Here is a 23848-nt window from a genome sequence, read left to right as displayed (position 1 = left end):
TCCTCGGCGTCGATCTGATGTCGACCGCGAACAGTGCGCACGTGGTGCAGTTCGACGACAACGGCACCGCGGACCATCTCTGGCAGTTGGTGGACGACGGTGACGGCTGGTACCGCATCCGTAACAAGAACTCCGGGAAGGTCATGGGCGTCGATCTGATGTCGACCGCGAACAGTGCGCACGTGGTGCAGTTCGACGACAACGGCACCGCGGACCATCTCTGGCAGTTCGGGTAGGGCCACGGAGAACCCACGGTAGACCCACGGCACCAGGGCCGGCCCCGTCGTGCTGTCACAGGCCCTGTTCGCCGTCCTCACCCTCTCTCACTCGGAGGTCAGGTACATGCGATCGAACGTCCCAAGGCCGCTGCGCGGCAGATGGAGAAGAACCCTCAGTCTGGTTCCGGTCGTCGCGCTGACGGTGGCGGCCACCGTCACCGCGACGCTCGACGCGCAGGCGGCGGTGCCCCCGACGCCGTCTGGCTTCTCGCTCACCTGGAGCGACGACTTCAACGGCGCGTCCGGCACCGGCATCGACCAGAGCCTGTGGAAGTACGACACCGGACCGGGGAGCAGTTTCGGCACCGGTGAGATCGAGACCATGACCAACAGCACCTCGAACGTCTACTACGACGGTCAGGGCCATCTGATCCTCCAGGCCCTGCACTCCGGTTCCGACGCACGCAGCGGATGGACCTCGGGGCGCGTGGAGACCCAGTCGGCGTTCTTCGGCGCCCCGGCCGGCGGAGTCGTCCGCATCGAGTCCGTGCTGCAACAGCCCAACCTCAACACCTCCAACGGCGCGGGTTACTGGCCGGCGTTCTGGATGCTCGGCGCACCACTGCGTGACGGAGTGACCTGGCCGAAGTCCGGCGAGATCGACATCATGGAGGACATCAACGGCCGCAGCTCCGACTTCAGCACCATCCACTGCGGCGTGAACCCGGGCGGGCCGTGCAACGAGTCGACCGGTATCGGTTCGGGTGAGCGCGCCTGCGCGGGCTGCCAGACCGGCTTCCACGACTACGCGGTGGAGATCGACCGTTCGGTGGCGCCGGAGCAGATCCGGTTCTACCTCGACGGGAACAACTTCTTCAGCGTCAACGCAAACCAGGTGGACGCGACGACCTGGGCCGACGCGATCGACCACCCGTTCTTCATCATCTACGACCTGGCGATCGGGGGCGGGTTCCCCGACGCCTTCGGCGGCGGCCCGAACGCGGCCACGGTCTCCGGCGGCAAGCTGGTCGTCGACTCGGTGGCCGTGTACAACAAGGGGCCCGGTTCCGGAGGCGGTGGCGGCGGGTCGGTGACGGGCCAGACGATCACGGGTCCGGGTGGCAAGTGCGTGGACGTGTCCGGTGACGACACCGGTGGCGACGGCACCGCGGTCCAGCTGTGGGACTGCCAGTCGGCGGCCAGGGACCAGCACTGGACCTGGAGCGGCCAGACCCTGCAGACCCTCGGCAAGTGCCTGGACATCGCGGGCGGCGACAGCGCCGGCGGTACGAAGCTGCAGCTCGCCACGTGCAACAGCGGCGGCTACCAGAACTGGGTGCGGCAGACCGACGGTTCACTGCGGAACCCGACCAGCGGCCGGTGCGTCGACTCGCCCTCGGGTGGCACCGCGAACGGGACCCGGCTGCAGATATGGGACTGCAACGGCTCCGGCGCCCAGCAGTTCGCCATCGGTACCCCGGTCTACGGGCCCGGTGGCAAGTGCGTGGACGTGTCCGGTGACGACACCGGTGGCGACGGCACCGCGGTCCAGCTCTGGGACTGCCAGCAGGCGACCTCCCTCGACCAGAAGTGGACCTGGAGCGGCCAGACCCTGCGCACCCTCGGCAAGTGCCTGGACATCGCCGGCGGCGTCAACGCGAACGGCACGAAGCTCCAGTTGGCCACCTGCAACGGCGGCGGCTACCAGAACTGGGTCGCCAACGCCGACGGCTCGATGTCCAACCCGGCCACCGGCCGGTGCGTCGACTCGCCCTCGGGTGCCACGGCGAACGGCACGCGGCTGCAGATATGGGACTGCAACGGCTCCGGCGCCCAGCAGTTCGCCCTGGCCTGAGCGGAACCGAGGCCAGGTCAGTCGGGGGGCTTCACCTCAACGGGTGGGGCCCCTTCCTCGGTCGCCGGCGGATGTCCGCACCCGGCGGCCCGGCGGCGGACGTCAGAGGGAGCTTTCCGGTCCGGCGGGGCGCGCCGTGGCCACGTTCTCCTCGTACGCGGAGGCCTGCGGAGTACCGGTGGGAGGCGGCGCGGTGAGGAGGTCGAGCGTGCCGGTGATGTCGAGGAGGCGTTCCAGGTTCGCGGGCCGGTCCTCCAGGTGCAGTCCCACCCCCGCGGCCGTGGTCCTGCGATGGATCATCAGCAGGACGGACAGGCCGGTGGAGTCGATGGTACCGAGCCCCGCGCAGTGCAGCCTCAGGTGCTTCACGCCGGGGCGGCCGGTGAGCAGGCGAGTGGCTTCGTCCTGGAGCAGCCCGGCATTGTCGAAGTCGAGGTCTCCGTCGATCTCTATGCGGACTTCGTCCTGAGCGCCGGCCGTGGTCAGGCGCAGGTGGTTGGAAGGCATCGGCATCGTGGTCATACGTGGTTCCCGGCGGCGGTGATGTGATCGGTCGTGATGAGGGCTTCGGTGCCCAGTTCGAGGATGCGGACGGCCCGCGGGAAGTCCTTCAGCTCACGGGCGAGCAGGGCGAGCGCCGGCGGCAGGGACTGCGCGGGCACTCCGCGGGCGACGAGGATCCGGGCGGTCCAGGTGAGGAACGAGCCGAAGACGGTCTCGTCGCCCAGGTAGAGGGCGGTGGCGAGGAACTCCACGATGTGCGCGAGGTCCTCCGCGGTGCGTTCGCGCTGCGTGTCGTCGTAGGCGCGCATGGCGGGGAACGCGTCTTCCAGGGCGGTGAAGACGGTCCGCACCAGGGTGTCCCTGCTCCGGACGACCATCGTGTACTCCTGGTCGGCCAGGTGCGGCAGGTCGTCCATCGGCTGGTGGTCGAACTGCGGGCGCGGCAGCGGGCCGCGCGCGAGACGGTCGGTGGCGGAGCGGGCGTCGGGGGCCCACGCGTCGGCACCCAGCAAGCGGGCGTACCGGCCGTCGGAGCCGAAGGCGGCACCGCCGACCAGGACCGGAACACCGATGGCCTGGCAGGCGGTGATCGCCGCGTGAGCGGCCGGCAGACGGGTGGCGATCGAGCTGGACAGGGCGACCGCGTCGGCCCGCGTGGTGTGCAGGTGGGAGATGAGGTGCGGGGTGGGGACCTGGGCGCCGAGGTAGTCGACCTGCCAGCCGCGCAGCCTCAGGACCTCCGCCAGCAGACGGGCGGGCAGCGCGTGCCACTCCCCGTCGACGCAGGCCACCGTGATCCGGCCCCGGGAGGGTGAGGTGCGGGCGACGGGATGCGCCGCGAGCGCGGCGACGGCCCGTTCGTTGATGGCGGTCGCGGCGTGCTCCTGCGCGACGCTGATCCGGTTGGCCGCCCACTCCTCGCCCACCTGCCCCTGCACGACGGCGATGACGTCCAGCAGCACGCTCTCCGCGTCGACGCCCTCCTCCAGGGCGCGGGTGACGACCTCGGTGGCGGAGTACTCGTCCCGGGCGGAGACGGTGCTCCACAGCTGCTCGGCGAGCAGCTTGAGACGGGCGTTGTCGGGGGAACGGGGCGGGGCGCCGGTGCGGGTCCTCATCCAGTGAATCTGCCCCGGGTGTGCCCGTTCACCGCACTCAGATGATGGCTGCGCGGGGCGGAGATGACGACGACGGCCATGTCGTCGTGACGGCGGTTGCCCAGCCACTGCGCGGCCAGCATCTGTACGTGCTCCGCGATGCCCTCCGAGGGCATGCCCGCGCATCCGGCCAGGGCCTGCTTGAGACGCTCCTCGCCGAACAGGGTGTCGCCCATCGGGCCCCCCTTCGCCTCGGTGATCCCGTCGGTGTAGAGCACGCAGGACTCACCGGGGGCGAGAGCGACCGTGGCGGTGCGGGCATGGACGTGGGGTACGGCGCCGACCAGGGTGCCGCGGGTGTCCACCTCCTCCACCGTGCCGTCCCTGCGGATGATCAGCGGAGCCGGGTGTCCGCCGCTGGTCACCTTCACGTCCACCGCGCTGCCCCGGCGGGCCGCGGAGGCCAGCACCAGGGTCGCGAACCGGGTGTGCTGGGAGTTCAGCAGCGCGGTGTTCAGCAGGTTCAGCATCCGCTGGTGATCGTCCGCCAGCGGCAGCAGCGCGTGCAGCGTATTGCGGATCTTGCCCGTGAGGACGGCGGCCTCCAGGCCCTTGCCGCACACGTCCCCGAGCGTCACCAGGGAGGGCTCGCCCTCGACGGCGGCGGGGTGGACGTCGTAGAAGTCGCCGCCGATGCGTTCCTCGTCCGCGGAGGGGCGGTAGCGGCCGGCGAAGTCGACCCCGGAGATCTGGTGCAAGGCGGGCGGCAGGAGTTCCTGCATCAGCACCTCGGTGATCGCCGTCTGCTCGGCGTACAGGCGGGCCGCCGACATCGCCGCGCCGGAGCGGGCGGCGAAGAGCCGGGCGAAGACCTCCTCCTCCTCGGTGAAGGCGGCGGTCCTCGCCTTCCGCAGCAGCACCAGAGCGCCGGCCGGCACGCCGTGGCCGGGCAGCGGCGTGATCACTATCGAGCCGACCGCACCGAATCCCTCGGGCACCATCCAGGCCGGGGCCGTGGCAGGGTCGATCCACCGGGAGGGGACCGGCGGGAACCCGCGCAGTGCCTCGCCCAGACCGGGCACCTCGTCGGGGTCGACCATCTCGTGGGTCTGGGTGGGGGTGCCGCCGCGCAGGCATGTCACCACCGGCAGTCGGCTGCCGCGCGAGGGCGCGATGGCCAGTGCGGCGTCCGCGAGGCTCTCGGCGGCCAACTGGGCGGTCACGTCCATGCAGCGCCCCAGATTGAGGGAGGAGAGCAGGGTGTTGGACGCCTTCGCCAGGAACGCCGTGCGCTCCCGCTCCACGCGCAGGGCCTCCCGGGCCAGCTGGTGATCGGTGTCGTCCACCAGCCACCAGGCCACCGTGCCGTCGGTACGGACAGTGGGATGGGCCTCGAAGTGACGGCCGTCGATCGCACCGGTCGGCGGCTGCGGGGCGGCGAGGTCAGGCTCCGTGCGCGGGCCCGGGGAGGACAGCGCGTGATGGGCCGCGGCGAGCCACGGCGGGGCCACGTCGGCCAGAGGTGCCCCCGGCTCGGCCCGGGGCAGGAGGGAGGAGGCGACGTCGTTGCGCTGCACGAGCGTGCCACGGGGGTCGGCGACCAGCACGGGGTACGGGGCACTTCCCCAGGGGAAGTCCTGAGCTGCTTCGGCGGTCTGCGCTTGGGTGGAAGCCAAATATCGAGGACCCGCTGCGCGAATCCCTCACCTCACTTACTCGACGGAAACATTGCTCTAAAGCAACCATCCTCCACCGTGGCGCTCCCTGACAAGCGGCCCCTCCCCGTCCTGCGGGCGCGCCTGCCTCCGCCGACACCGCCTGACGGGCAGCCAGGATTCACGGCGGTGCGGCTCACAGGAAGCGCCGGAAGGGGGTGACCGCGGCCTCCTTGGCGCGTTGCAGCACCGGCCGGCGTCTCCATCGCGTCAAGTCGACTTCCGCGCTGCGCAGCACGTCCGCGTCGTAGTCGCGGTCGAGCGCGGTGGTGAACGTCTCGTCCAGGACCGCGAGCATGACCTCCTCGTCATGGTCCATGGACCTTCGGTTGAAGTTGGTGGATCCGATGAGGGAGGCCACCGAGTCCACGGTGATGATCTTGGCGTGCATCATGGTCGGCTGGTACTGACGAAGGCGCACTCCCGCCCGCAGGAGGCGTGTGTAGTGCTGCTGGCCGGCGAGTTGACAGGCACGCTGGTCGGTGTGCGGCCCGGGCAACAGGATCTCGACCCGCACACCGCGCCGCGCCGTTTCGCACAGCAGGTCGATGAAGTAGGTGTCCGGGGCGAAGTAGGCGGTGGCCAGCCGGAAGCGTTCCTCGGCGGAGGTGAGCATGACCCGGATGAGGGTCTGCATGTCCTGCCAGCCGATACTCGCGGAACCGCGGACGACCTGCACCACCGACGAACCGGTCTGCGGGTGCTCCGCGAAGAGGTCACGGTCGTCGAAGAGCTGGTCGTGACACTCCGCCCAGTTCTGCGCGAACGCGGCCGCCACACCGTCCACGGCCGGGCCGCGCACCTGGACGTGGGTGTCGCGCCACTCGGAGGGGTTGCGGGCGTCGCCGCACCATTCCTCCGCGATGCCGACGCCGCCGGTGAAGGCGGTGTGCTCGTCGACGATGAGGGCCTTGCGGTGACAGCGGTGGTTCTGCTTGAACGGCGACAGCCACACGGGTTTGCGGAACCACGCCACCTGTACGCCCGCCGTGCTCATGAGGTCGAGCAGCCGCCCCTCGATCTCCTTGGCGCCGAAACCGTCGAGCAGCAGGCGCACGCGCACCCCCGCGCGGGCGCGTTCGGCCAGCGCGACGGCGAATTCGTGAGCTATGTCACCCCGCCAGTACACGAACGTCATCAGGTCGATGGTGTGCTGAGCCGCACGGATCGCCCCGAGCATGGCGGGGAAGATCTCATCACCGTTGCGCAGGCGTACGAGTTCGTTGCCTTCGGTGGCGGCCACGCCGATCAGCCGCTCCAGGCGGCGGCGCAGGCGCTGCTTGCGCGCCGCGGTGTCGCCGGGCGCGGTGTCCTGAGCCGAAGGCACCGGTACGTCGTCGACCATCACGGCAGATCCCCCCACTGGGCCGGAAAACAGAATGTCACGGGCCTCGGCGCGAGCCCGAACAAGCGGATGCCCGTTCGGCCCGGCCCTACTCCAGCCATCTGCCGGGACGAACGCACCGGGGGCGCACCCGTGGGCGCGACCGGGTGGGCTGCGGTGCCCGGTCCGGGGGCCGGGCACCGCGTCGGTCTCCTGCGCGGGCGGCGTCAGTGATGCAGGGCCGGCAGGCCGGCGGGTGCACGCAGTGCGGCACTGCGGTAGCTGGAGATGCCCACGGCGAGCAGCCAGTAGCTGAGGATCGCGCCCATCAGGGCCGTGGTGCCCCAGCCGTTCGCCGCGTAGAAGTGTGCGGGGTCGTTGCCGAAGAACAGGGACGGTACGAAGACCAGGTTGGCCGTGGCCAGGACGTAGGCCGAGCGGCCTGTCCACCGTGGCAGCAGGCCGGTACGGCACACGCCGTAGCCCAACGTGATCAAGAAGAGCGCGAGCATGAGGCGGCCGATCGCCCCGTAGAGGATGTAGGTGCCGCTGACCGTGACGGTCGGGTCGATCGGGTGGTCGGCGGCGATGACCGCGCCGGCTTCCAGACCGCTGGAGACCAGGGTGATCGTCGCGTAGACAAGTCCGGTGGCGAAGGCCATCGTGCCGACCCACTCGTACCCGGGGTTCACGAGCTTGACCAGTTCGCGGAAGGCCGTCACGAACACGGTCAGGAATGCCAGTGCGACGATTCCGATCAGCAGCCTGGCCAGGACGTTCGAGTCCGGCGGTGGGCCGGAGTAGATGAAGTACAGGGGCACTTCGACGATGAAGGCGGTCGCGGCGGCGATGCCCGTGAGGCCTGTCAGGCGCCTGGCGATGGTTTCGTTCATGGGTCTCCCCCGGGGCGTCCGTTGCTGGGTTCTCCGTCGGCTCGTTGCCGACGACATCCACCTTGTCGCTCTCGGCGACGCTCGTCGCTGGGCCTGAACACCGGACGGGGGGTGGTCCTACCGCCACCTGGTGACCGGGTGCTGGACTCGCGACCGGCCGTACTCGACAACGGTCTGACCACTTCAGGGCGGTCTCCGAAACGCAAGATCCAATCGCGGCACAAATATGCTCTTATCCGCGTGTTCCCGCCGAGAGGGTGTAAGCGTGGTCAATCCACGGCTGAGCACAGGGAGTCGACCATGCCCAAGCCCCGAACCATCTGCCTCCGCGCCCCGCGGCCCGGCCGCGACGCCCTCCGTCACCACGTCCGGTGCGCCTGGGCGGCCGCAGCGGACGCCGTCCCGTCCGAGGCCGTCCGCGCGACGGAAGGCGGTGTGTGATGACTCTGTCCACGTGCCGCGGCATCGATGTCTCCGAGCATCAGGTCCCGCAGGACTGGGCAGCGCACAGACGGGACGGCGTGGCCTTCGGTTTCGCCAAGGCCAGCGAGGGCGAGCACAGCCAGGACAGCCGCTTCGCGCGGCACGTCTCCGGTATCGTCGCCGCTCAACTCCTCCCGGGCTCCTATCACTTCGCCTGGCCCAACCAGGATCCACGGGCCGAGGCGGCGAACTACATCGGCGCCGCCCGGCCCTACGCGGCCGTACAGCCGCTGTACACGCACTGGCTCGATCTGGAGGCCTACCCCGACCGGCGCAACTACGCGGGCCGTTCCGCCGCGCAGATCCGGGCCTGGGTGACGACCTGGACCGCGGCCGTGCGGGCCGCCTTCCCCGAGCAGCGGGTGGGGATCTACACCTCGGGTGACGACCTCGCCGCCGGTCACGTCCCCGACGGCCTGCCGTTGTGGTACCCGGCCTATCCCTGGGGCGCCGCCGACTACCCGCGCGCCGAGACCGCCGCACAGCCCCGGCCGGCCGGGCGGACGCCGCTGCTGTGGCAGTTCACCAGCACCCCGCTGGACCGATCCATCGCCTACCGCTCCGAGGCCGCCCTGCGCGCCTGGGCCGCGGGTACGACGGCGAGCACCATCGAGGAGGACCCCGTGCCCGACGAAGTGAACCTCGGTATCGCCAAGCCCTACGAACTCGCGCCCGGCGCCTGGGACTCGGTCGAGTTCACCACGGAGTGGAACGACACCGCGAACGAGCACGCCGCCGGCGGGAGCGTGTTCGTGCGCGGCGCCTGCCGGTTCACCGGCTCGGTCAGCCTGCGCATCAACGGACTCCCGGTGGGCGAGACCGTCCAGGTCCGCATGTCCGAGTACGAGGGTGAGCGGCACATCGCCGACCACCCGATCGACGAGGCCGTCGGCACCCGCGGCGACACCTTCCATGTCACCCCGCTCACCAAGCACCTGGCGGCCGGCCGCGGCATGCGTGTCCGTCTCTTCAACAACGGTGGCACCCCGGTCACGGTGCAGTCCGCGGTCCTCACCGCGCTCTTTTGGCCGACGACCTGACAAGGGGCGTTGTCAGGGGTGCCTGTCGGTCTGGCCGGTGGAGCGAGACCGGTCGGAGAACCTTCGAGGTCCGCGGTCAAGGGGGGTGGGCCCAAAGGTCCCGGGGAGCCACCTCGGGACCATGGTGCAGGCCGTGGATCCCCACCCCCTCATCCGCGGAGAGGGCCATGGGCACCGGCCCGCTTCCGGCCCGAAGCCACGGAAGAGGCGTTCTGGCACCGGCAAGCCACGGGACCGGGGGCAGTCGGCCGCCGCGTATCCGGTGGGCGAAGCCCTCGGGCGGACCGGGGCCGGCCGGTCAGGCCGTCCGGCTCGCTATCCGCAGGCACATCCGCCGGCTGTGGGCGCGGTCTCCTCCGCGTCCTGGCCGGTGCAGCAGCCGTCGCCCGTCGCGGCCGGGCCGGCGCTCCTGCCGAGGGTGTCCGCGTCGGCCTTGACCACGTAGACCTCCCACGGCTCCTTGCCGGGGCCGTGCACCCACACCTTGTCCTGGAGGGCGTAGCAGCAGGACGTGTCGTTCTCCTCGAAGGTGGCGAGGCCGGCCTCCGTGAGCCGAGTGGTGGCGGCGCCGACCTGGTCGGTGGAATCGACCTCGACGCCGAGGTGGTCGAGCCGGGTCTCCTCGCCGGGGCCGCCCTCGATCAGGACGAGCTTGAGCGGGGGCTCGGTGATGGCGAAGTTGGCGTATCCCTCACGACGCTTGGCCGGTTCGGTGCCGAACAGCTTCGAGTAGAAGGTGATCGACGCCTCCAGGTCGCTGACACGCAGGGCGAGCTGAGCGCGGGACATGGCGGGCTCCCATCGGCTTGCATTGATGTCTGTCAATGCGAGCTTGCGTCCTGGATAGAAGATTGTCAACATAGACGTATGTCGAAGCCGGGGCTTGTGGTTCTCGGACAGAAGGACGAGAACAGCGGCCGGTCTGATCGACTGCGAGCGACGGGGCACCTGGGCCTCCTGCTGGGCGCTGCCCGCCACCCTCGAGCGGCTGGCGCTACCTCGACTGGGACTCCAGGATCCGGCCGGACAGGGCGTCGACGCCGTACGGCGGCCCGCGACGGGATCGAGAAACGCATCCGCGGCCCGGCCGACGGGACCGCTCCCACGGCCGGACCATGAACATCCCGCCCGGCCTGCACATCACGAGCGTGCCGGGCGAAGTCCTGACCACCCACGGACTCGGCACCGACGAGGGCCGCGCTGCCTTCGAGCTTCGATTCCCTGGTGGTGGGCCGGCGGCAGGGAGATGACCCCCGGATCGTCCAGGTGAGGGGAGTGCCGGTCAGGCTGACTGACGCCGTGGGACACGCGCCGTGGCCTGGCCGGAGGCGTTCATGCTGGCGAGCAGGCGCAGCCGCTCTTCGGTGGCGCTGCCGGGCTGCGCGTGGTAGGTGATCAGGGTCTGCCCGTCGGTGCCCGGGAGCAGCAGCTTTTCGTAGTGCAGTTCCAAAGGGCCGGCCTGGGGGTGACGGAGCAGGCTGACGCCGGTGGTCTTGTGCTTGACGTCCTGCCTTGCCCAGAGGGCACGGAACCGTTCGCTGCGCAGGGAGAGTTCGCCGACGATCTCGACCAGGCGCGGGTCCTCGACGTCCGCGCCGGCGACCGAGCGCAGGTAGGGGACGACCCGGGCGGTCATGTCCTCCCAGTCCTCGTGGAGTTCCCGCATCTCCGGTTCCAGGAACGCGGCCAGGATGCCGTTGTGTCCCGGCGCGTTGAACGGCGAGAGGGCGATCGCGAGGCTGTTGGCGGCCAGGACGTCCATGTACTTGCCGTGGACGTACGCCGGGGTCAGCGGCCACGAGTCGATGAGCGTGCGGATGCCGTCGCCGGCCTTCTCCGGCCTGCGGGGCCGTCTGCGGCGCGGGCTCTTGCGGGTGGCGATCTGCAGCAGGTACGCCGTCGCCTCCTCGTCCAGTCGCAGGGCGCGGGCGATGCTGCGCAGGACCTGCTCCGAGGGGTTCCGGTCGCGGCCCTGCTCCAGGCGGTTGTAGTAGTCGGAGCTGATCCCGGCGAGGAAGGCGACCTCCTCGCGCCGCAGGCCGGGGACGCGCCGGTTGGCCGTGTCCCGGGCGTCGTCGGGCTGGACCAGTTCCCTGCGGGCGCGCAGATACCGGCCCAGGGCGTTCGCGTCTCCGGCGGCTGTCATGTTTCCAGCGTACGGACGTGTTCCGGGCTGGTGGGTGGCCCTGCCAGTCCCAGTCCCGTCCCGCCCTGGTGCGGTCCACCGTGCTCGGCGCACTCTGGCGGAGCACTGCGACGACCAGAGGAATGCGTCATATGTCGAAAATGCTCACCACCCCGTTCCACCGCACCAGCACCGCCTCGGAGGTGATCGAAGGAGTCGACCTGTCCGGCAGGCGGGCGATCGTCACGGGAGCCAACTCGGGCATCGGCGTCGAGACCGCCCGCGCCCTGGCGGCCCACGGGGCCGAGGTCACTCTCGCCGTCCGCCGCCCGGCAGCGGGCGAGCAGGCCGCGGCCGATCTGCGCAAGACCACCGGGAACGAGGAGATCCATGTCGCCCGCCTGGACGTGGCCGACCTGGAATCGGTGCGGGCGTTCACCGCCGCCTGGCAGGGCCCGCTGCACATCCTGATCAACAACGCCGGCATCATGATGCCCCCGGAACTGGAGCGGGGCACCGCCGGGCACGAGCAGCAGTTCGCGACCAACTACCTGGGGCACTTCGCCCTGGCTCTCGGCCTGCACCGCGCTCTCGCCGACGGCGACGGGGCACGCCTGGTCTCGGTCTCCTCCGCCGGTCATCTCTACTCGCCCGTGGTCTTCGACGACATCGACTTCCGCTTCCGCCCCTACGACCCGCTCGCCGCCTACGGCCAGTCCAAGACCGCCGAGATCCTCCTCGCCGTCGAGGCGCAGCGCCGCTGGTCCGGCGACGGCATCACGGCAAACGCGCTGCACCCCGGTGCCATCGCCACCAACCTGCAGCGCCACACCGGAGGCCTGCGCACCCCCGAGCCGTACCGCAAGACCGTGGAGCAGGGCGCCGCGACCACCGTGTTCCTCGCCGCATCCCCACTGGTCGAAGGCGTCGGCGGCCGCTACTTCGAGGACGTGAACGAGGCCCCGCTCGTCCCGGCCCGGCCCACCGGACCGGGCGTCCCCGGCGTGGCCCCCTACGCACTGGACCCGGCGAACGCCGAGCGCCTGTGGCAGGTGGCGAGCGAGATCGTCCGCTGAAGGGCCAGGGGCGCGGCTCTCCCGCCTTCACCCGAACCATCATGATCAAAGGAAAGAACATCGCAATGACGACGACGATCAGCAGGGTCGGATTCATCGGTCTCGGTGACCAGGGCGGGCCCATGGCGGAAGCGATCGGCGAGCGAGGCTTCGCGCTGCACGTGTGGGCGCGGCGCCAGGCATCGCTCTCGGCGGTGGAGAGGGTGCCGCACACCGTGCACGGCACCGTGGCGGAGCTGGGGGCGTCCACCGAGCTGATCGGACTGTGCCTGCGCGACGACGCGGACGTCTGGGATGTGCTGGACGGGCACGGGCTGCTGGCCGCCATCACCCCCGGAACGATCATCGTCAACCACGGTACCGGCGACCCCGCCGAGGCGGTCCGACTCGGCGAGCACGTGGCCCAGGCCGGAGGCGTCTACCTCGACGCACCCGTCAGCGGCGGCAGCCCCGGCGCCCGTGCCCGCACCCTGACCACCTTCGCCGGGGGATCCGAGGACGCCTTCGAAATGGCGCGCCCCGTGTTCGACACGTTCAGTGACACCGTCACGCTGATGGGGCCGGTCGGCGGAGGTCAGCTCGCCAAGCTGTTCAACAACGCGCTGACCATCACCAACATGAAGAACGCCGAGGACGTCCTCGGTCTGGCGGCGCAGGCCGGCCTGGACCTCCCCGCGCTGATCGACGTGATCAACGCCAGCAGCGGTGGCAGCGCCGCGCTGCGCTCCCTCGGCCGCGACCTCACCCCGGAGCTGGCCGAACACGTGCACCTGCTGATGGAGAAGGACATGCACCACTTCGCCGACGCCGTGCGCGCCGGCGGCGGAGGTGACCCCTCCGAGGTGCTCCGGCACGGTCTGGCCGGCGCCGCCGGACTGGTCGGTACCGCCCGCATGATCGCCCGTGCCCGGCAGACCGGTGCGCGCGTGGGGGATGCGGCACGGCCCGCGGCCTGATCGGCACCGTGACGGGCAGGGGGAGGGCTCGGCGAGGAGGCCGCTGCCGGGCGGCCCGGCTCAGGGCACCAGGACGACCCGGCCGAAGACGGTGCCCGCGTCCATCTCGCGGTGGGCAAGCACCGCCTCGTCCAGCGGCATCATCGCGTGCACGACCGTGCGCAGGGCCCCGCGCGCGGCATCGGCGAACTGGGACGACCGCACGGCCTGCCGTTCGGGGCGGGGCACGGTGTCGGAGCTGAAGGTGGCGAACGACAGCGACTTGCGGAAGGCGTCCGTCAGCCGCGTACCGAAGTCCGCGGGCGGCTGCCCGCCGACCACCCCGACAGCCACGTACCGCCCGTTGGAGTTCAAACTGTCCAGGAACAGGGGAAGCCGGGGACCGCCCACGACATCGATCACCACGTCGAAGCCCGACGGCGCGTCCGGGCCGCCCTCGCCGGAGCGGTCGAGGACATGGGTCGCGCCCAGATCCCGCAGGCGGGCACCACGCTCCCACGACGAGGTGGTGACGGCGACCGCGCCGGCACCGCCACCGGCCGCGAGCTGGACCGCCGTGATCCCGATGCTGCCCGCCGCACCGCGCACGAGCAGCGTCTCGCCGGGCGCGAAGCGGGCTCGCTCCAGGGCGAAGTGGGCGACCACGCCGGAGCCGCCGAGAGCCACCGCGTCGGCGCCGGTCAGGCCGCCGGGCAGCGCTAGGACGTCCTCGACCGAGGCGACGGCCTGCTCGGCGTACCCGCCGGACAGACCGGTGAACGCCCACACCCGGCGCCCCTTCCACGAGGCGTCCACGCCCTCTCCCACCGCGGTGACGGTTCCCGCCACCTCACTGCCGAGCAGGTGTCCCTCCCGGAAGCCGTATGCGGCGAGTGTTCCGCGCCGGATCACGGCGTCCACACCGCCCACGCCGATCGCTTCGGTGGCGATCCGCACCTGCCCCGCGGCAGGGGCGGGCACGGGGAGGTCGACGACCTCCAGCCCGTCGGGGCTTCCGAACGTCCTGATGACGACGGCTTTCATCTCTGCTCCTCACGTCGGTGGACACCGCCGTCGGACCGTAACGGACGCCCCCGTCCGGTTGGCTAAAGTGAGAAACCATGACCGACGGTTTGCCTCACACGCTGCGCTCCGACGCCCGCGACAACCGGGCCCGCATCCTGGACGCGGCCCGCGCGGTGTTCGGCGAGGAAGGCCTCGGCGCGCCCATGCGCGAGGTCGCCCGGCAGGCAGGTGTCGGCCCCGCCACGCTGTACCGGCACTTCCCGGCCAAGCGGGAACTGATCGCGGAGACCTTCGCCGAGCAGCGGCGAGCCTGCCACGCCGCCGTCCGCGACGCCCTCACGGACACGGACCCGTGGCGCGGATTCCGGAGCCTGGTCGACCGCATCTGCGAACTCCACGCGCACAGCCGGGGGTTCGCCGACTCCTTCATGGCGGCCTTCCCCGAGGCGCTGGATTTCGCCGCCGACCGGGACCGGACGCTGCGCGCGGTCGCCGAACTGGCCCGTCGCGCCCAGGAGACCGGCCGGCTCCGTGCCGGCTTCGTCGTCGACGACCTGATCCTCATGCTCATGGCCCACCGGGGCGTCCAGGAGGCGCCGCCTGCCGCCCGCGTCACGGCCTCCCGTCGCTTTGCCGCCTACGTGATCGAGGCGTTCCGTGCCGCGCCCGGGACGGAAGCGCCCGCGCCCCTGCCGCCGGCGCCACGCCTGCAGCTCGCGCACTCGCCCGGCACGTCGTGAGCCGCCACGCAGGTGGACGTGGAAAGCCCGCGTCCGCGCGGCGTGGCCGCGGGGTCGGGGCCGGCATCATGGCCGCGGCGGACCGTCCGGCGTGCGCCGCACGTCGGACGTGGATCTCGAGTGACGCGCGGCGGGCGACCGTCACCGCAGCTGCCGGCCCGCGCCGCGGCAACCGCCGGCCGTGGCTCCGGCAGGTCGGGCTTCACTGTCCTGTGAGCACGCGGAACGCGTGGCCGTCGGGGTCGGCGAGCAGGACCGCGCCGTCCTCGGCGCGGGCGGGACCGAGACGCTTGGCTCCGAGGGAGAGCAGGCGCTCGGTCTCCGCCTGGTGATCACCGTCAGGCGCGAGGTCGAAGTGCAGGTCCTTGCCGGGGTCCGGCATGAACGGCGGACCGCCCCACGTGATCTTCGTACCGCCGTTCGGTGACTGGACGGCGGTCTCCTCGTCCTGGTCCCAGACCAGCGGCCAGCCCAGCGCCTCTTTCCAGAAGTAGCCCACGGCCCGCGAACCGTCGCAGGCGAGCGCCCCGATGAAACCACAGCCGGCGAGGAAACCGTTGCCGGGTTCGCTGACACAGAACTCGTTGCCCTCGGGGTCGGCGAGCACCACATGCGGGGCGTCCGGTCCCTGGCCGACGTCGACGTGTCGCGCGCCGAGGCCGAGCGCGCGTGCCACGGTCTCCCGCTGGTCCTCCAGTGAGGAACTGGTCAGGTCGAAGTGCAGCCGGTTCCGGCCGACCTTCCGCGTCCGGGTCGGCCGGAACCGCAGACGGTATCCGGCGTCGTTCCCGGACATCAGGGTGACGCCGTAGGAGGAATCGCCGGCCGGCGCCAGGTCCAGGACACCGGACCAGAAGTGCGCGAGACGGTCCGGCTGGTGCGCTTCGAAGGAGAGTGCGTCGAGTCGGCTGGTCATTGCGTCACGCTTCCTCGGTCCGTCGAGCGACAACTGCCGGCAGGGCGCCACGTCAAAGCCCTGGGACGAGGATAGGTACATCTCCGCTGCACGGAAGTGCTGCGTTGCGGCCTATTTGCGGCCGCTGTGAACGGGTGACCGGTGACCACGTACACGCGGGCGGCGCCGGGCACCTGCCGGCGGGCGTCCTTCGGTCAGTCGAGGTCGGGAAGCGGGCGCCGGGCCACCTCGTGGGCGTCGTCCGCCGGGACGCCCAGCATGCGCAGGACCAGCTCGGCGAAACTCACCGCGGCCTCGTCGCCGTCCAGGTCGGGGCGGGCGAACCTCAGCTCCACCAGGGACAGCAGCGTTCCGCCCAGCGCCGACAGCGCGACGGCCGGGTCGACGGCGGTGAAGCGGCCGCAGGACATGCCGCGCTGGAGGTCGCGCATCGCGCGGAAGGCCAGGCCGTTGTCCGAGTGGATGTGGCCGAGGCCGCGGCGGCGCACGATCTGCATCAGCTCCGGGTGGGACACGGTCAGGCGCGCACTGAGCCGGAATCCCGCCGCGACCAGCTCGGCCGGGTCGTCGATTCCCCTCAGGCGCTCGTCGAAGTTCTGGCCGAACTCCTCCAGAGCGTCCACCACGGCCGCTTCGAACAGCTCCGTCTTGGACTCGAAATGGTTGTAGAAGGAGCCGAAGCCGACGTCGGCGCGCTCGGCGATCGCCTGGATGCTGGCGCTGGTGTCCCCCGTCTCCGCGAGGATCTGCCGGGCCGCCCGGACGAGCGCTCGTCGGGTCTCGGCGCGGCGTCGCTCGAATCGGTTGCCGGGCGGAGCTGACGTAGACATGCGCAGAGTCTAACGACAGCGCGATGACCCCCACAGACCTGACGAATCCATCACCTCGTGCGGAGAACTGCTTGACGAGGGAACTGTCACAGTTGATGATTTCCTCACCAAGGCGACGTCGCTCGGAGGGCACCATGTCGGAAACCCGCGTCCACAGGGCTGACGTCAAGACGGCCCACCAGGATCTCCACAGCGAGCGGGGCGCCCTGCGCGGTGAGCACCCCGGCCGGTCCCGGAATCCCCTGATCAAGGTCGTGGACCTGGCCTGGCTGGAATTCGAGAAGCCGGACCTGGACCGCGCCGAGGTCTTCGCCCGGGACTTCGGCTTCCAGATCGCCGCGCGCACCGACCGCGAGCTGTGGCTGCGCGGCACCTTCGCCGGCTCGCCCTGCATGGTGATCCGGCGCGGGCGCACGTCCCGCTTCATCGGCCCGGCGTTTCACGCGCCTGAGCGGGCCGACCTCGACCGGCTGGCCCGCGCCACCGGCACCTGCGTGCGGGACACGGACGTGCCCGGCGGCGGCGCAGCGGTCGACCTGCTCGACCCGTCGGGCTTCCCGGTGCGGGTCGTCGACTGCGACCGGGCACTCTCCGCGCTGCCTGAGCAGCGTCCGCTGCTGCTCAACTCCGGTACGGATCACCGCCGTACGAACGCCACGCAGCGCCCACCGCGCGAGCCGTCGCGAATCCAGCGCCTGGGCCATGTGGTGCTGGAGACCCGACTGTTCGCCCGCGCCCTGGACTGGTACCTGGACACCCTCGGGATGATCGTGTCCGACTTCCTGTTCCTGGACGGCCGGCGCGACCGGGGTCCGACGATGGCGTTCATCCGCTGTGACCGGGGCAGCGTGCCGGCCGATCACCACACCCTCGCCATGCACCTGGGGCCGGGGACGGGTTATGTCCACTCCGCCTACCAGGTGACCGACCTGGACTCGATCGCCGCCGGCGGGGAGTACCTGGCCGAGCGCGGCTACCGGCGCAGCTGGGGCATCGGCCGGCACATCCAGGGCAGCCAGCTCTTCGACTACTGGCGTGACCCCGACCGCCTCATGCTGGAGCACTTCGCCGACGGTGACCTGTTCTCCTGCGACGTCGAACCAGGCTGGGCACCCATGTCCACGAGCGGACTCGCCCAGTGGGGGCCTCCCGCCACCCGTGACTTCCTGGGGGCGGGCCCCTCCCCGCAGCGGATCCGTGACGTGATCGAGGCCCTGCGCGGCGACAACGAGATGGACCTCACGCGCCTCCTGGGTCTGCTCAAGGCAGCCAACTCCTGAACCACCGAACCCTCACAAAGGCACCGACATGAGCACCAACGTCCTGCGCACCGCCGACGGCTGGTGGGTCGTCCGCGGCGACAGCGCCGTCCCCGTCGACACCAAGGCCGCCACCACCGCCGAACTGATCGCCGACCGTAGCGCCGTACGCGAGGCGGCGCTCTCGGACGACGTCGGCACTCCCGTCGACGGCCTGGTCGCCCTCTCGCCGGTCACCACCCCCTGCCGGGTGGTCGCCCAGATGGTCAACTACCGTAGTCACGCGCGCGATTCGGGCTTCACCGGCGACGTCCCGCCCGCCTTCTTCCGCAAGGCGTCCGGCTCGGTCGGCGGACCCGCCGAGGACGTCGTCCGCCCCTCGCACGTGAAGTTCCTCGACTACGAGGTCGAACTAGGCCTCGTCGTCGGCGCGCCCCTGCGCGTGGGCACCGTCGTCGAGGAGCGTGACCTGCCGTCGTACGTGGCCGGTCTGGTGATCACCAACGACATCAGCGCACGCGACGTACAGCTCACCAAGACGCAGTTCTACGAGAGCAAGTCCTACCCGACCTTCACGCCGACCGGCCCCTACCTCGCCCTGCTGGAGCCTGAGGAGTTCGACCGTCTCCTCGATCTGCGGCTGAAGCTGAGCGTCAACGGTGAGCCGCGTCAGGACCGCACCCTCGCCGACATGATCGTCCGGCCGGCACAGGCACTGACCCTGCTGGCCCGGTTCCAGGCCCTGGACCCCGGCGACCTGCTGCTGACCGGCACGCCCGGCGGCACCGCCCTCAAGGCCCCGCCCAGAGCGGTGGAGAAGATCGGTTCGCTGCTGCCGCCCGCCGTCAGGTGGAAGGCGTTCTTCAAGAGCCAGGCCCGCAACCCGCACTACCTGCACAACGGTGACGTGATGACGGCGACGATCTCGACCCCGGACGGTCGGATCGACCTCGGTGAGCAGCGCACGCCCGTCGCGGACGCCGAGCAGGACCCGAGGTGAGCCGCACATGACCGCCGAGCACAACGCGGCAGGCCCACCACCCGTCGTGATCATCGGTGCCGGGCCGGTGGGCGTGACCGCCGCCCTCCTCCTCGCCCGGCGCGGAGTCCGCAGCCTCGTCCTGGAGCGTCACCGGGACGTGTACCCCCTCCCGCGCGCCGTCGCCGCCGACGACGAGGTGTGCCGGATTCTCCAGGCCGCGGGCGTGGAAAGGGAGTTCGCCGCCATCTCCCGTCCCGCCGAGGGACTGCGGCTGCTGGACGCCCGGCACCGGGTGATGGCCGAGTTCCGCCGCACCCGGCACGGCCGTCACGGCTACCCGCAGACCAGCATGTTCGACCAGCCCGAGCTGGAGCGCCTGCTGCGCGACACCCTGGCGCGGCGCCCGGAGTGCGAACTGCGGGGCGGTGCCGAGGTCACCGCCGTCGTCCCCGACCCCGAGGGCCGCGTGCGCGTGACCTACCGCGACGACAGCGGCGAGCACCACCTGTGGGCGGAGGCTGTCCTAGGCTGCGACGGCGCCAACAGCCTCACCCGCGAGGCCATCGGCGCCGTCTGGGAGGACCTGCGCTTCGAGGAGCGCTGGACGGTCGTCGACGTCCGGACGGGGGCCGACGTCCGCTGCTGGGAGGGGGTCGACCAGGTCTGCGACCCGGACTGGCCGGCCACCTTCATGCGCGTCGGTGAGGACCGTTACCGCTGGGAGTTCCGGCTGCGGGACGGGGACAGGCCGGTCCGGGAACTGGTCGCTCCGTGGGTGTCTCCGTCGTACGACGGTGACTTCGAGGTGGTCCGCAAGACGCAGTACACCTTCCGGGCCAGGGTCGCCGACCGGTGGCACGCCGGACGGGTCTTCCTCCTCGGTGACGCTGCCCATCTCACCCCGCCCTTCGTCGGACAGGGGCTGTGCTCGGGCCTGCGAGACGCCTACAACCTCAGCTGGAAGCTGGCCCGCGTCCTGCGGCAGGGAGCGGACGAAGGACTGTTGGGCACGTACGCGAGCGAGCGTAAACCGCACGCACGGCACGTGATCAGGCTCGCGGTTGCCATGGGCTGGGCCATGACCGGCGGCCAGGACGGCGCCGCCGCGCTGCGCCGCAACCTCCTGGCCGCCGCGTGCCGCGTACCCGGCCTGACCGCGGCGGCCGGCCGCGACCTCAGCCCGCCCCTGACCGCCGGCCCCCTGGTACGGCGCCGAACCCGCCGGGGGCTCGTCGGCACACACTGCCCGCAACCCTGGGTGAGCGCCGACGGACGACGCACTCGTCTGGACGACGTGCTCGGCGACACGTTCACCGTCCTGACCGCCACCGAAGCCTGGCCCTCGCTGACCGCGCTCGCCCACGGGCTCGGTGCCGGAGCCGTCGCCGCGACCGACCTGCACGACGGCGGTGCCGTCGCCGCCTGGCTGAACGCCGGCCGGGCGGACGCCGTACTGCTGCGCCCCGACCGCGTGGTCATGGATGTCGTCCCGGCCGGGGGCCGCGACTTCACGGACACCGCGGCCTGGGCGTCCCTGCTGCACACCACGCGCGGCCCCCACCCCCTCCAACGGACCGTCGAGAAAAGCCTGCTGAGGAGCACCGCACAATGACCAGGCCGGACCCTTTCACGACGCCGGATCCGCAGGCAGTCGCCGGCAGTCGCATCATGGACTTCGCCCGTCACGCCGGGCTGGACGGCACCGACTACGCCGCCCTGCACCGCTGGTCGGTCACCGACCTGGACGGTTTCTGGGGCGCGGTCTGGGAGTACTTCGACATCGACGCGGAGACACCGTACGAGCAGGTGCTGGCCGAGGAGAAGATGCCGGGAGCGCGCTGGTTCCCGGGCTCCACCCTGAACTACGCCCACCACGCCCTGCGCCAGGTGCCGGACGACGGCGTGGCGATCCTGGCCCTGGACGAGACCGGCACCGGCTACGAGGTGACCGGGAAGCGGCTGCGCGCCCAGGTCGCCTCGGTGGCCGCGACCCTGCGTGACCTGGGGGTGGGCCAGGGCGACCGGGTGGTCGGCTACCTGCCCAACACCCCCCACACGATCGTCGCGTTCCTCGCCGCGGCGAGTCTCGGCGCGGTGTGGTCGGTGTGCGGGCAGGACTACGCGCCGAACGCCGCCGCCGACCGGTTCGCCCAGCTCGAACCCACCGTGCTCATCGCCGCGGACGGCTACCCGTTCAACGGCACCACGCACGACCGCCGCGCTGCCGCCCTGGAACTCGCCCGCGCACTGCCGACGTTGAAGGCGACGCTGCTGGTGGACCACGTGGGTCTGCCGTGGCCTCCGGGGAACTCCCCTTCGCCGATCATTCCCTGGGAGGACGCCTCCACCCGCACCGAGGAACCCGCCTTCGTGCCGGTGCCGTTCGGCCACCCGCTGTGGGTCGTGTTCTCCTCCGGCACCACCGGCCTGCCCAAGGGCATCGTGCACGGGCACGGAGGCGTCCTGCTGGAACACCTGAAGACCCTCGCGCTCCACTCCGACCTCGGCCCCGGCGACCGCCTGCTCTGGTACACCACCACCCACTGGATGATGTGGAACCTGGTCGCCTCCACCCTGCTGACCGGCGCCACGGCCTGTACCTACGACGGGAGCCCGGCGCCCTCCGCCAAGCCGGACGTGCTGTGGGAGCTGGCCGCGCGGCACCGGGTGACGGTGTTCGGCACCAGCCCCCAGTACCTGCTGGGCATGGCCAAGTTCGGCATCGACCCGTCCGTGCACGACCTGTCGGCGGTCCGCGTGGTCGGCTGCACCGGCTCCGCCCTGCCGGCGTCCGCCTATTCCTGGGTCCGAGACCACGTCGGCGGCCACGCCCTGCTCGCCTCCATCAGCGGCGGCACGGACGTGGTCTCCGGCTTCGCCGGCAGCGCGCCCAACACGCCCGTCTGGGCGGGGGAGTTGTCCGCCCCCCACCTGGGCGTGGCGCTGGCCGCGTACGACACCCAGGGCGCCCCGGTCACCGGTCAGGTCGGCGAACTGGTCGTCACCCGACCCATGCCCTCGATGCCCCTGTACTTCTGGAACGACCCCGGGGGCACCCGCTACCGCGACGCCTACTTCTCCTCCTACCCGGGCGTCTGGCGACACGGCGACTGGATCACGCTCACCGGTCACGGCTCGGTGATCGTCCACGGCCGCTCCGACAGCACCCTGAACCGCAACGGCGTGCGCCTGGGCAGCGCCGACATCCACGACGTCGTCGAACGCCTCCCCGAGATCACCGAGGCGCTGGTCATCGGCGTGGAGGAACCCGACGGCGGCTACTGGATGCCGCTGTTCGTGATCCCCGCGGCCGGGGTGGCCCTGGACGACACCCTCCGTCAGAAGATCAAGGACGCGATCCGCGCCGGCGCCTCGCCCCGGCACGTCCCCGACGAGATCCTGGAGGTACCCGGAATCCCGCACACCCGCACGGGGAAGAAGCTCGAAGTCCCTGTCAAGCGCCTCCTGCAGGGGGCGCCCGTCGAGGAGGTCGTCAACCCCGCCGCCGTCGACGACCCCGAGCTGATCGGCCACTACGCCCGCGTGGGAGCGGAACGCCGGGGCAGGCCGGCATGACGATGTCGCACCCCATCCCCGGCCGCCCCGGCGCAGGGTCCGCGACCGTCTCCGCACCCGCGACTTCCGGCGTGATCGGGAAGGGCTTGACCGCGCCCCGCCTGCCGCCGCGCACGGTGGCGTCCCATGACCTCAGTCGGAGCCGGAGACGAGCTCCGTGAGACGGCCCATCAGGTCGACGAGCCGTGCGCTCGACCGGGCCGAATGCTTCGTACGCCCGGGTCTGGCGCTCGCGCAGTCGGGTCCGGAGCGAGGCGAGCAGTTCCGCTCCCTCGTCGGTGAGACTGACCAGGCCCCGGCGTTCGTCCACCGGGGACCGTCGGCGCCGCACCGTGCCCTTGGACTCCAGCTGCTGGAGCATGCGGGTCGCGGTGGGAACGCTGACGTCCGCCTGGCCGGCAAGGCGGCCGACGGGCAGGTCGGTCGCCGCGGCCAGCGGTTCGGACAGCGCCACCTGGGCCGGCGAGAGCCCGCCGTGCCGCTCGGTCCCCGCGCTGCGGGCCCGTCGCATGGCGACGAAGAGCGCATCCGCCGCCCGCGCGATCTGCTCGGCGTCGATGTCACCGCTCCGCGGGAGCAGCCATACAAAACTTGGCAAGCTAAATATCGGGAAGCGGGCGAAAATGTCCGCTCCGTACCGGATCGACGTCCACCAGCACCTCGTCCCGCCCGCCTACCGGGAGACGACGGACCGGAACGGCGTGACGGCCGGCGGTCGGCCCACGCCCGCCTGGGACGCGGCGCGTGCGATCGCGGCGACGGACCGCCGCTCGATCGCCACCGGCATACTCTCGATCAGCTCACCCGGCACCCACTACGGCGACGACACGCAGGCCCGCGCGGTCGTCCGTGGCGTCATCGAGTACGCGGCGGAGAGGCGGCGTACGCGCTGGACGAACTGCACGCCGACGGTGTGGTCCTGATGTCCAACGTCCGAGAGCGCCAGCTCGGCGACACGGCGTACCAGCCGCTCCGGGCGGAGCTCGACGCCCGCGCCGCCGTGGTCTTCGTCCACCCCGACGCGCCGCCGATACCCATGCTGGAGGCCATGCCCAGCCCCTTGCCGGACTTCCCCTTCGTGCCCGAGGAGTCCGGCTCCTTGCTCGACGCCGTGCTGGACGGCTACGAGGATTTCGCTCCGGGGCAGCTGGACGCGATCAACCACGGCAGTGCGAAGGGCCACTTCCCCCGTCTCGCCGGAGCCTGACCGGCCGGCACCCACCGGGGCCGCCGGCCGGTCGCCCGGACGATCAG

At 71.4% G+C, this 23848-nt stretch carries 24 protein-coding genes; 13 read left to right on the top strand and 11 right to left on the bottom strand.

All coding sequences use genetic code 11. The annotated features are described in order from the left end of the window. The coding region (locus ACFXI4_RS14365) for an RICIN domain-containing protein (protein ID WP_384990321.1) at positions 1 to 236 on the top strand (236 nt) is incomplete at its 5' end. Between the two features lie 106 nt (positions 237 to 342). Then, entirely contained in the window at positions 343 to 2073 is a 1731-nt protein-coding gene (locus ACFXI4_RS14360) for a ricin-type beta-trefoil lectin domain protein (RefSeq protein ID WP_384990320.1), read from the top strand. 102 nt (positions 2074 to 2175) lie between these two features. On the opposite strand, the gene ACFXI4_RS14355 is transcribed toward ACFXI4_RS14360, so the two are convergent. The 5 genes from ACFXI4_RS14355 to ACFXI4_RS14335 all read right to left on the bottom strand — a co-directional run bounded on the left by ACFXI4_RS14355 (position 2176) and on the right by ACFXI4_RS14335 (position 7606). Continuing rightward, complete coding sequence (locus tag ACFXI4_RS14355) at positions 2176 to 2595, bottom strand: STAS domain-containing protein (protein WP_384990318.1); 420 nt, start codon at positions 2593 to 2595, stop codon at positions 2176 to 2178. Continuing rightward, positions 2592 to 3695, bottom strand: a complete 1104-nt coding sequence (locus tag ACFXI4_RS14350) for a B12-binding domain-containing protein (RefSeq protein WP_384990316.1) — start codon at positions 3693 to 3695, stop codon at positions 2592 to 2594. The genes ACFXI4_RS14355 and ACFXI4_RS14350 overlap by 4 nt, the downstream gene beginning before the upstream one ends. Continuing rightward, on the bottom strand, positions 3692 to 5350 hold the full coding sequence (locus ACFXI4_RS14345) for a PP2C family protein-serine/threonine phosphatase (protein ID WP_384990315.1): 1659 nt from the start codon (positions 5348 to 5350) through the stop codon (positions 3692 to 3694). The genes ACFXI4_RS14350 and ACFXI4_RS14345 overlap by 4 nt, the downstream gene beginning before the upstream one ends. 175 nt (positions 5351 to 5525) lie before the next feature. Beyond that, positions 5526 to 6734: a phosphatidylserine/phosphatidylglycerophosphate/cardiolipin synthase family protein gene (locus ACFXI4_RS14340; protein WP_384990314.1), complete on the bottom strand. Its 1209-nt coding sequence runs from the start codon at positions 6732 to 6734 to the stop codon at positions 5526 to 5528. Between the two features lie 206 nt (positions 6735 to 6940). Further along, the gene (locus ACFXI4_RS14335; RefSeq protein ID WP_362726575.1) at positions 6941 to 7606 is read right to left on the bottom strand and encodes a hypothetical protein; all 666 of its coding nucleotides are present in this window, start codon (positions 7604 to 7606) and stop codon (positions 6941 to 6943) included. 300 nt (positions 7607 to 7906) lie between these two features. Between ACFXI4_RS14335 and ACFXI4_RS14330 the strand changes: the two genes are divergently transcribed. Together ACFXI4_RS14330 and ACFXI4_RS14325 are read left to right on the top strand one after the other, a co-directional pair. After that, on the top strand, positions 7907 to 8047 hold the full coding sequence (locus ACFXI4_RS14330) for a hypothetical protein (protein ID WP_384990312.1): 141 nt from the start codon (positions 7907 to 7909) through the stop codon (positions 8045 to 8047). Next, positions 8047 to 9129 (top strand): glycoside hydrolase family 25 protein, encoded by a 1083-nt coding sequence (locus tag ACFXI4_RS14325; protein WP_384990311.1) that lies wholly within the window; start codon positions 8047 to 8049, stop codon positions 9127 to 9129. The genes ACFXI4_RS14330 and ACFXI4_RS14325 overlap by 1 nt, the downstream gene beginning before the upstream one ends. A 315-nt stretch (positions 9130 to 9444) precedes the next feature. On the opposite strand, the gene ACFXI4_RS14320 is transcribed toward ACFXI4_RS14325, so the two are convergent. Together ACFXI4_RS14320 and ACFXI4_RS14315 are read right to left on the bottom strand one after the other, a co-directional pair. After that, on the bottom strand, positions 9445 to 9918 hold the full coding sequence (locus ACFXI4_RS14320; RefSeq protein ID WP_384990310.1) for an ArsI/CadI family heavy metal resistance metalloenzyme: 474 nt from the start codon (positions 9916 to 9918) through the stop codon (positions 9445 to 9447). A gap of 493 nt (positions 9919 to 10411) precedes the next feature. Continuing rightward, on the bottom strand, positions 10412 to 11275 hold the full coding sequence (locus tag ACFXI4_RS14315) for a helix-turn-helix transcriptional regulator (RefSeq protein ID WP_362726586.1): 864 nt from the start codon (positions 11273 to 11275) through the stop codon (positions 10412 to 10414). 131 nt (positions 11276 to 11406) lie between these two features. Between ACFXI4_RS14315 and ACFXI4_RS14310 the strand changes: the two genes are divergently transcribed. Next, entirely contained in the window at positions 11407 to 12330 is a 924-nt protein-coding gene (locus ACFXI4_RS14310; RefSeq protein ID WP_384990308.1) for an SDR family NAD(P)-dependent oxidoreductase, read from the top strand. 65 nt (positions 12331 to 12395) lie between these two features. Beyond that, positions 12396 to 13286: an NAD(P)-dependent oxidoreductase gene (locus ACFXI4_RS14305; RefSeq protein ID WP_384990306.1), complete on the top strand. Its 891-nt coding sequence runs from the start codon at positions 12396 to 12398 to the stop codon at positions 13284 to 13286. 60 nt (positions 13287 to 13346) lie between these two features. Here the strand turns inward: ACFXI4_RS14305 and ACFXI4_RS14300 are convergent, their stop codons facing one another. Further along, positions 13347 to 14309 (bottom strand): zinc-binding dehydrogenase, encoded by a 963-nt coding sequence (locus ACFXI4_RS14300; RefSeq protein ID WP_384990304.1) that lies wholly within the window; start codon positions 14307 to 14309, stop codon positions 13347 to 13349. A 77-nt stretch (positions 14310 to 14386) separates the two neighbouring features. Here ACFXI4_RS14300 and ACFXI4_RS14295 point away from each other — a divergent pair, with 77 nt between their 5' ends. Further along, positions 14387 to 15031 carry a TetR/AcrR family transcriptional regulator gene (locus ACFXI4_RS14295; protein ID WP_384990303.1) on the top strand — a complete coding sequence of 215 codons (645 nt, stop codon included), beginning with the start codon at positions 14387 to 14389 and terminating at the stop codon, positions 15029 to 15031. A 202-nt stretch (positions 15032 to 15233) separates the two neighbouring features. On the opposite strand, the gene ACFXI4_RS14290 is transcribed toward ACFXI4_RS14295, so the two are convergent. Both ACFXI4_RS14290 and ACFXI4_RS14285 read right to left on the bottom strand, forming a co-directional pair. Further along, positions 15234 to 15947: a VOC family protein gene (locus tag ACFXI4_RS14290; protein ID WP_384990301.1), complete on the bottom strand. Its 714-nt coding sequence runs from the start codon at positions 15945 to 15947 to the stop codon at positions 15234 to 15236. A 194-nt stretch (positions 15948 to 16141) separates the two neighbouring features. After that, on the bottom strand, positions 16142 to 16777 hold the full coding sequence (locus ACFXI4_RS14285; RefSeq protein ID WP_384990299.1) for a TetR/AcrR family transcriptional regulator: 636 nt from the start codon (positions 16775 to 16777) through the stop codon (positions 16142 to 16144). A gap of 134 nt (positions 16778 to 16911) precedes the next feature. Here ACFXI4_RS14285 and ACFXI4_RS14280 point away from each other — a divergent pair, with 134 nt between their 5' ends. From ACFXI4_RS14280 to ACFXI4_RS14265, 4 genes are read left to right on the top strand one after another with little or no spacing between them, the layout of a single operon-like run. Further along, positions 16912 to 18057 (top strand): VOC family protein, encoded by a 1146-nt coding sequence (locus ACFXI4_RS14280; RefSeq protein ID WP_384990297.1) that lies wholly within the window; start codon positions 16912 to 16914, stop codon positions 18055 to 18057. A 28-nt stretch (positions 18058 to 18085) separates the two neighbouring features. Beyond that, positions 18086 to 19036 (top strand): fumarylacetoacetate hydrolase family protein, encoded by a 951-nt coding sequence (locus ACFXI4_RS14275; protein ID WP_384990295.1) that lies wholly within the window; start codon positions 18086 to 18088, stop codon positions 19034 to 19036. Positions 19037 to 19043: 7 nt separating this feature from the next. Further along, positions 19044 to 20630 (top strand): bifunctional 3-(3-hydroxy-phenyl)propionate/3-hydroxycinnamic acid hydroxylase, encoded by a 1587-nt coding sequence (locus ACFXI4_RS14270; protein WP_384990294.1) that lies wholly within the window; start codon positions 19044 to 19046, stop codon positions 20628 to 20630. Beyond that, complete coding sequence (locus ACFXI4_RS14265) at positions 20627 to 22594, top strand: acetoacetate--CoA ligase (RefSeq protein ID WP_384990292.1); 1968 nt, start codon at positions 20627 to 20629, stop codon at positions 22592 to 22594. Before ACFXI4_RS14270 ends, ACFXI4_RS14265 begins: the two co-directional genes overlap by 4 nt. Here the strand turns inward: ACFXI4_RS14265 and ACFXI4_RS14260 are convergent. Beyond that, positions 22512 to 23192, bottom strand: a complete 681-nt coding sequence (locus tag ACFXI4_RS14260) for a MarR family winged helix-turn-helix transcriptional regulator (RefSeq protein ID WP_384990290.1) — start codon at positions 23190 to 23192, stop codon at positions 22512 to 22514. The two genes, ACFXI4_RS14265 and ACFXI4_RS14260, sit on opposite strands and share 83 nt — an antisense overlap. A gap of 25 nt (positions 23193 to 23217) precedes the next feature. Between ACFXI4_RS14260 and ACFXI4_RS14255 the strand changes: the two genes are divergently transcribed. Both ACFXI4_RS14255 and ACFXI4_RS14250 read left to right on the top strand, forming a co-directional pair. Then, entirely contained in the window at positions 23218 to 23517 is a 300-nt protein-coding gene (locus tag ACFXI4_RS14255; RefSeq protein ID WP_384990288.1) for a hypothetical protein, read from the top strand. Next, positions 23517 to 23801, top strand: coding sequence for a hypothetical protein (locus tag ACFXI4_RS14250; RefSeq protein ID WP_384990286.1), 285 nt, complete (start codon positions 23517 to 23519; stop codon positions 23799 to 23801). Before ACFXI4_RS14255 ends, ACFXI4_RS14250 begins: the two co-directional genes overlap by 1 nt. Positions 23802 to 23848 lie beyond the last annotated feature (47 nt).

The organism is Streptomyces sp. NPDC059224 (genome assembly GCF_042754285.1).
Classification (GTDB): Bacteria; Actinomycetota; Actinomycetes; order Streptomycetales; family Streptomycetaceae; genus Streptomyces.
Note: the sequence above shows the minus strand (reverse complement) of the source record. Positions and strands in the feature narration are given on the sequence as shown.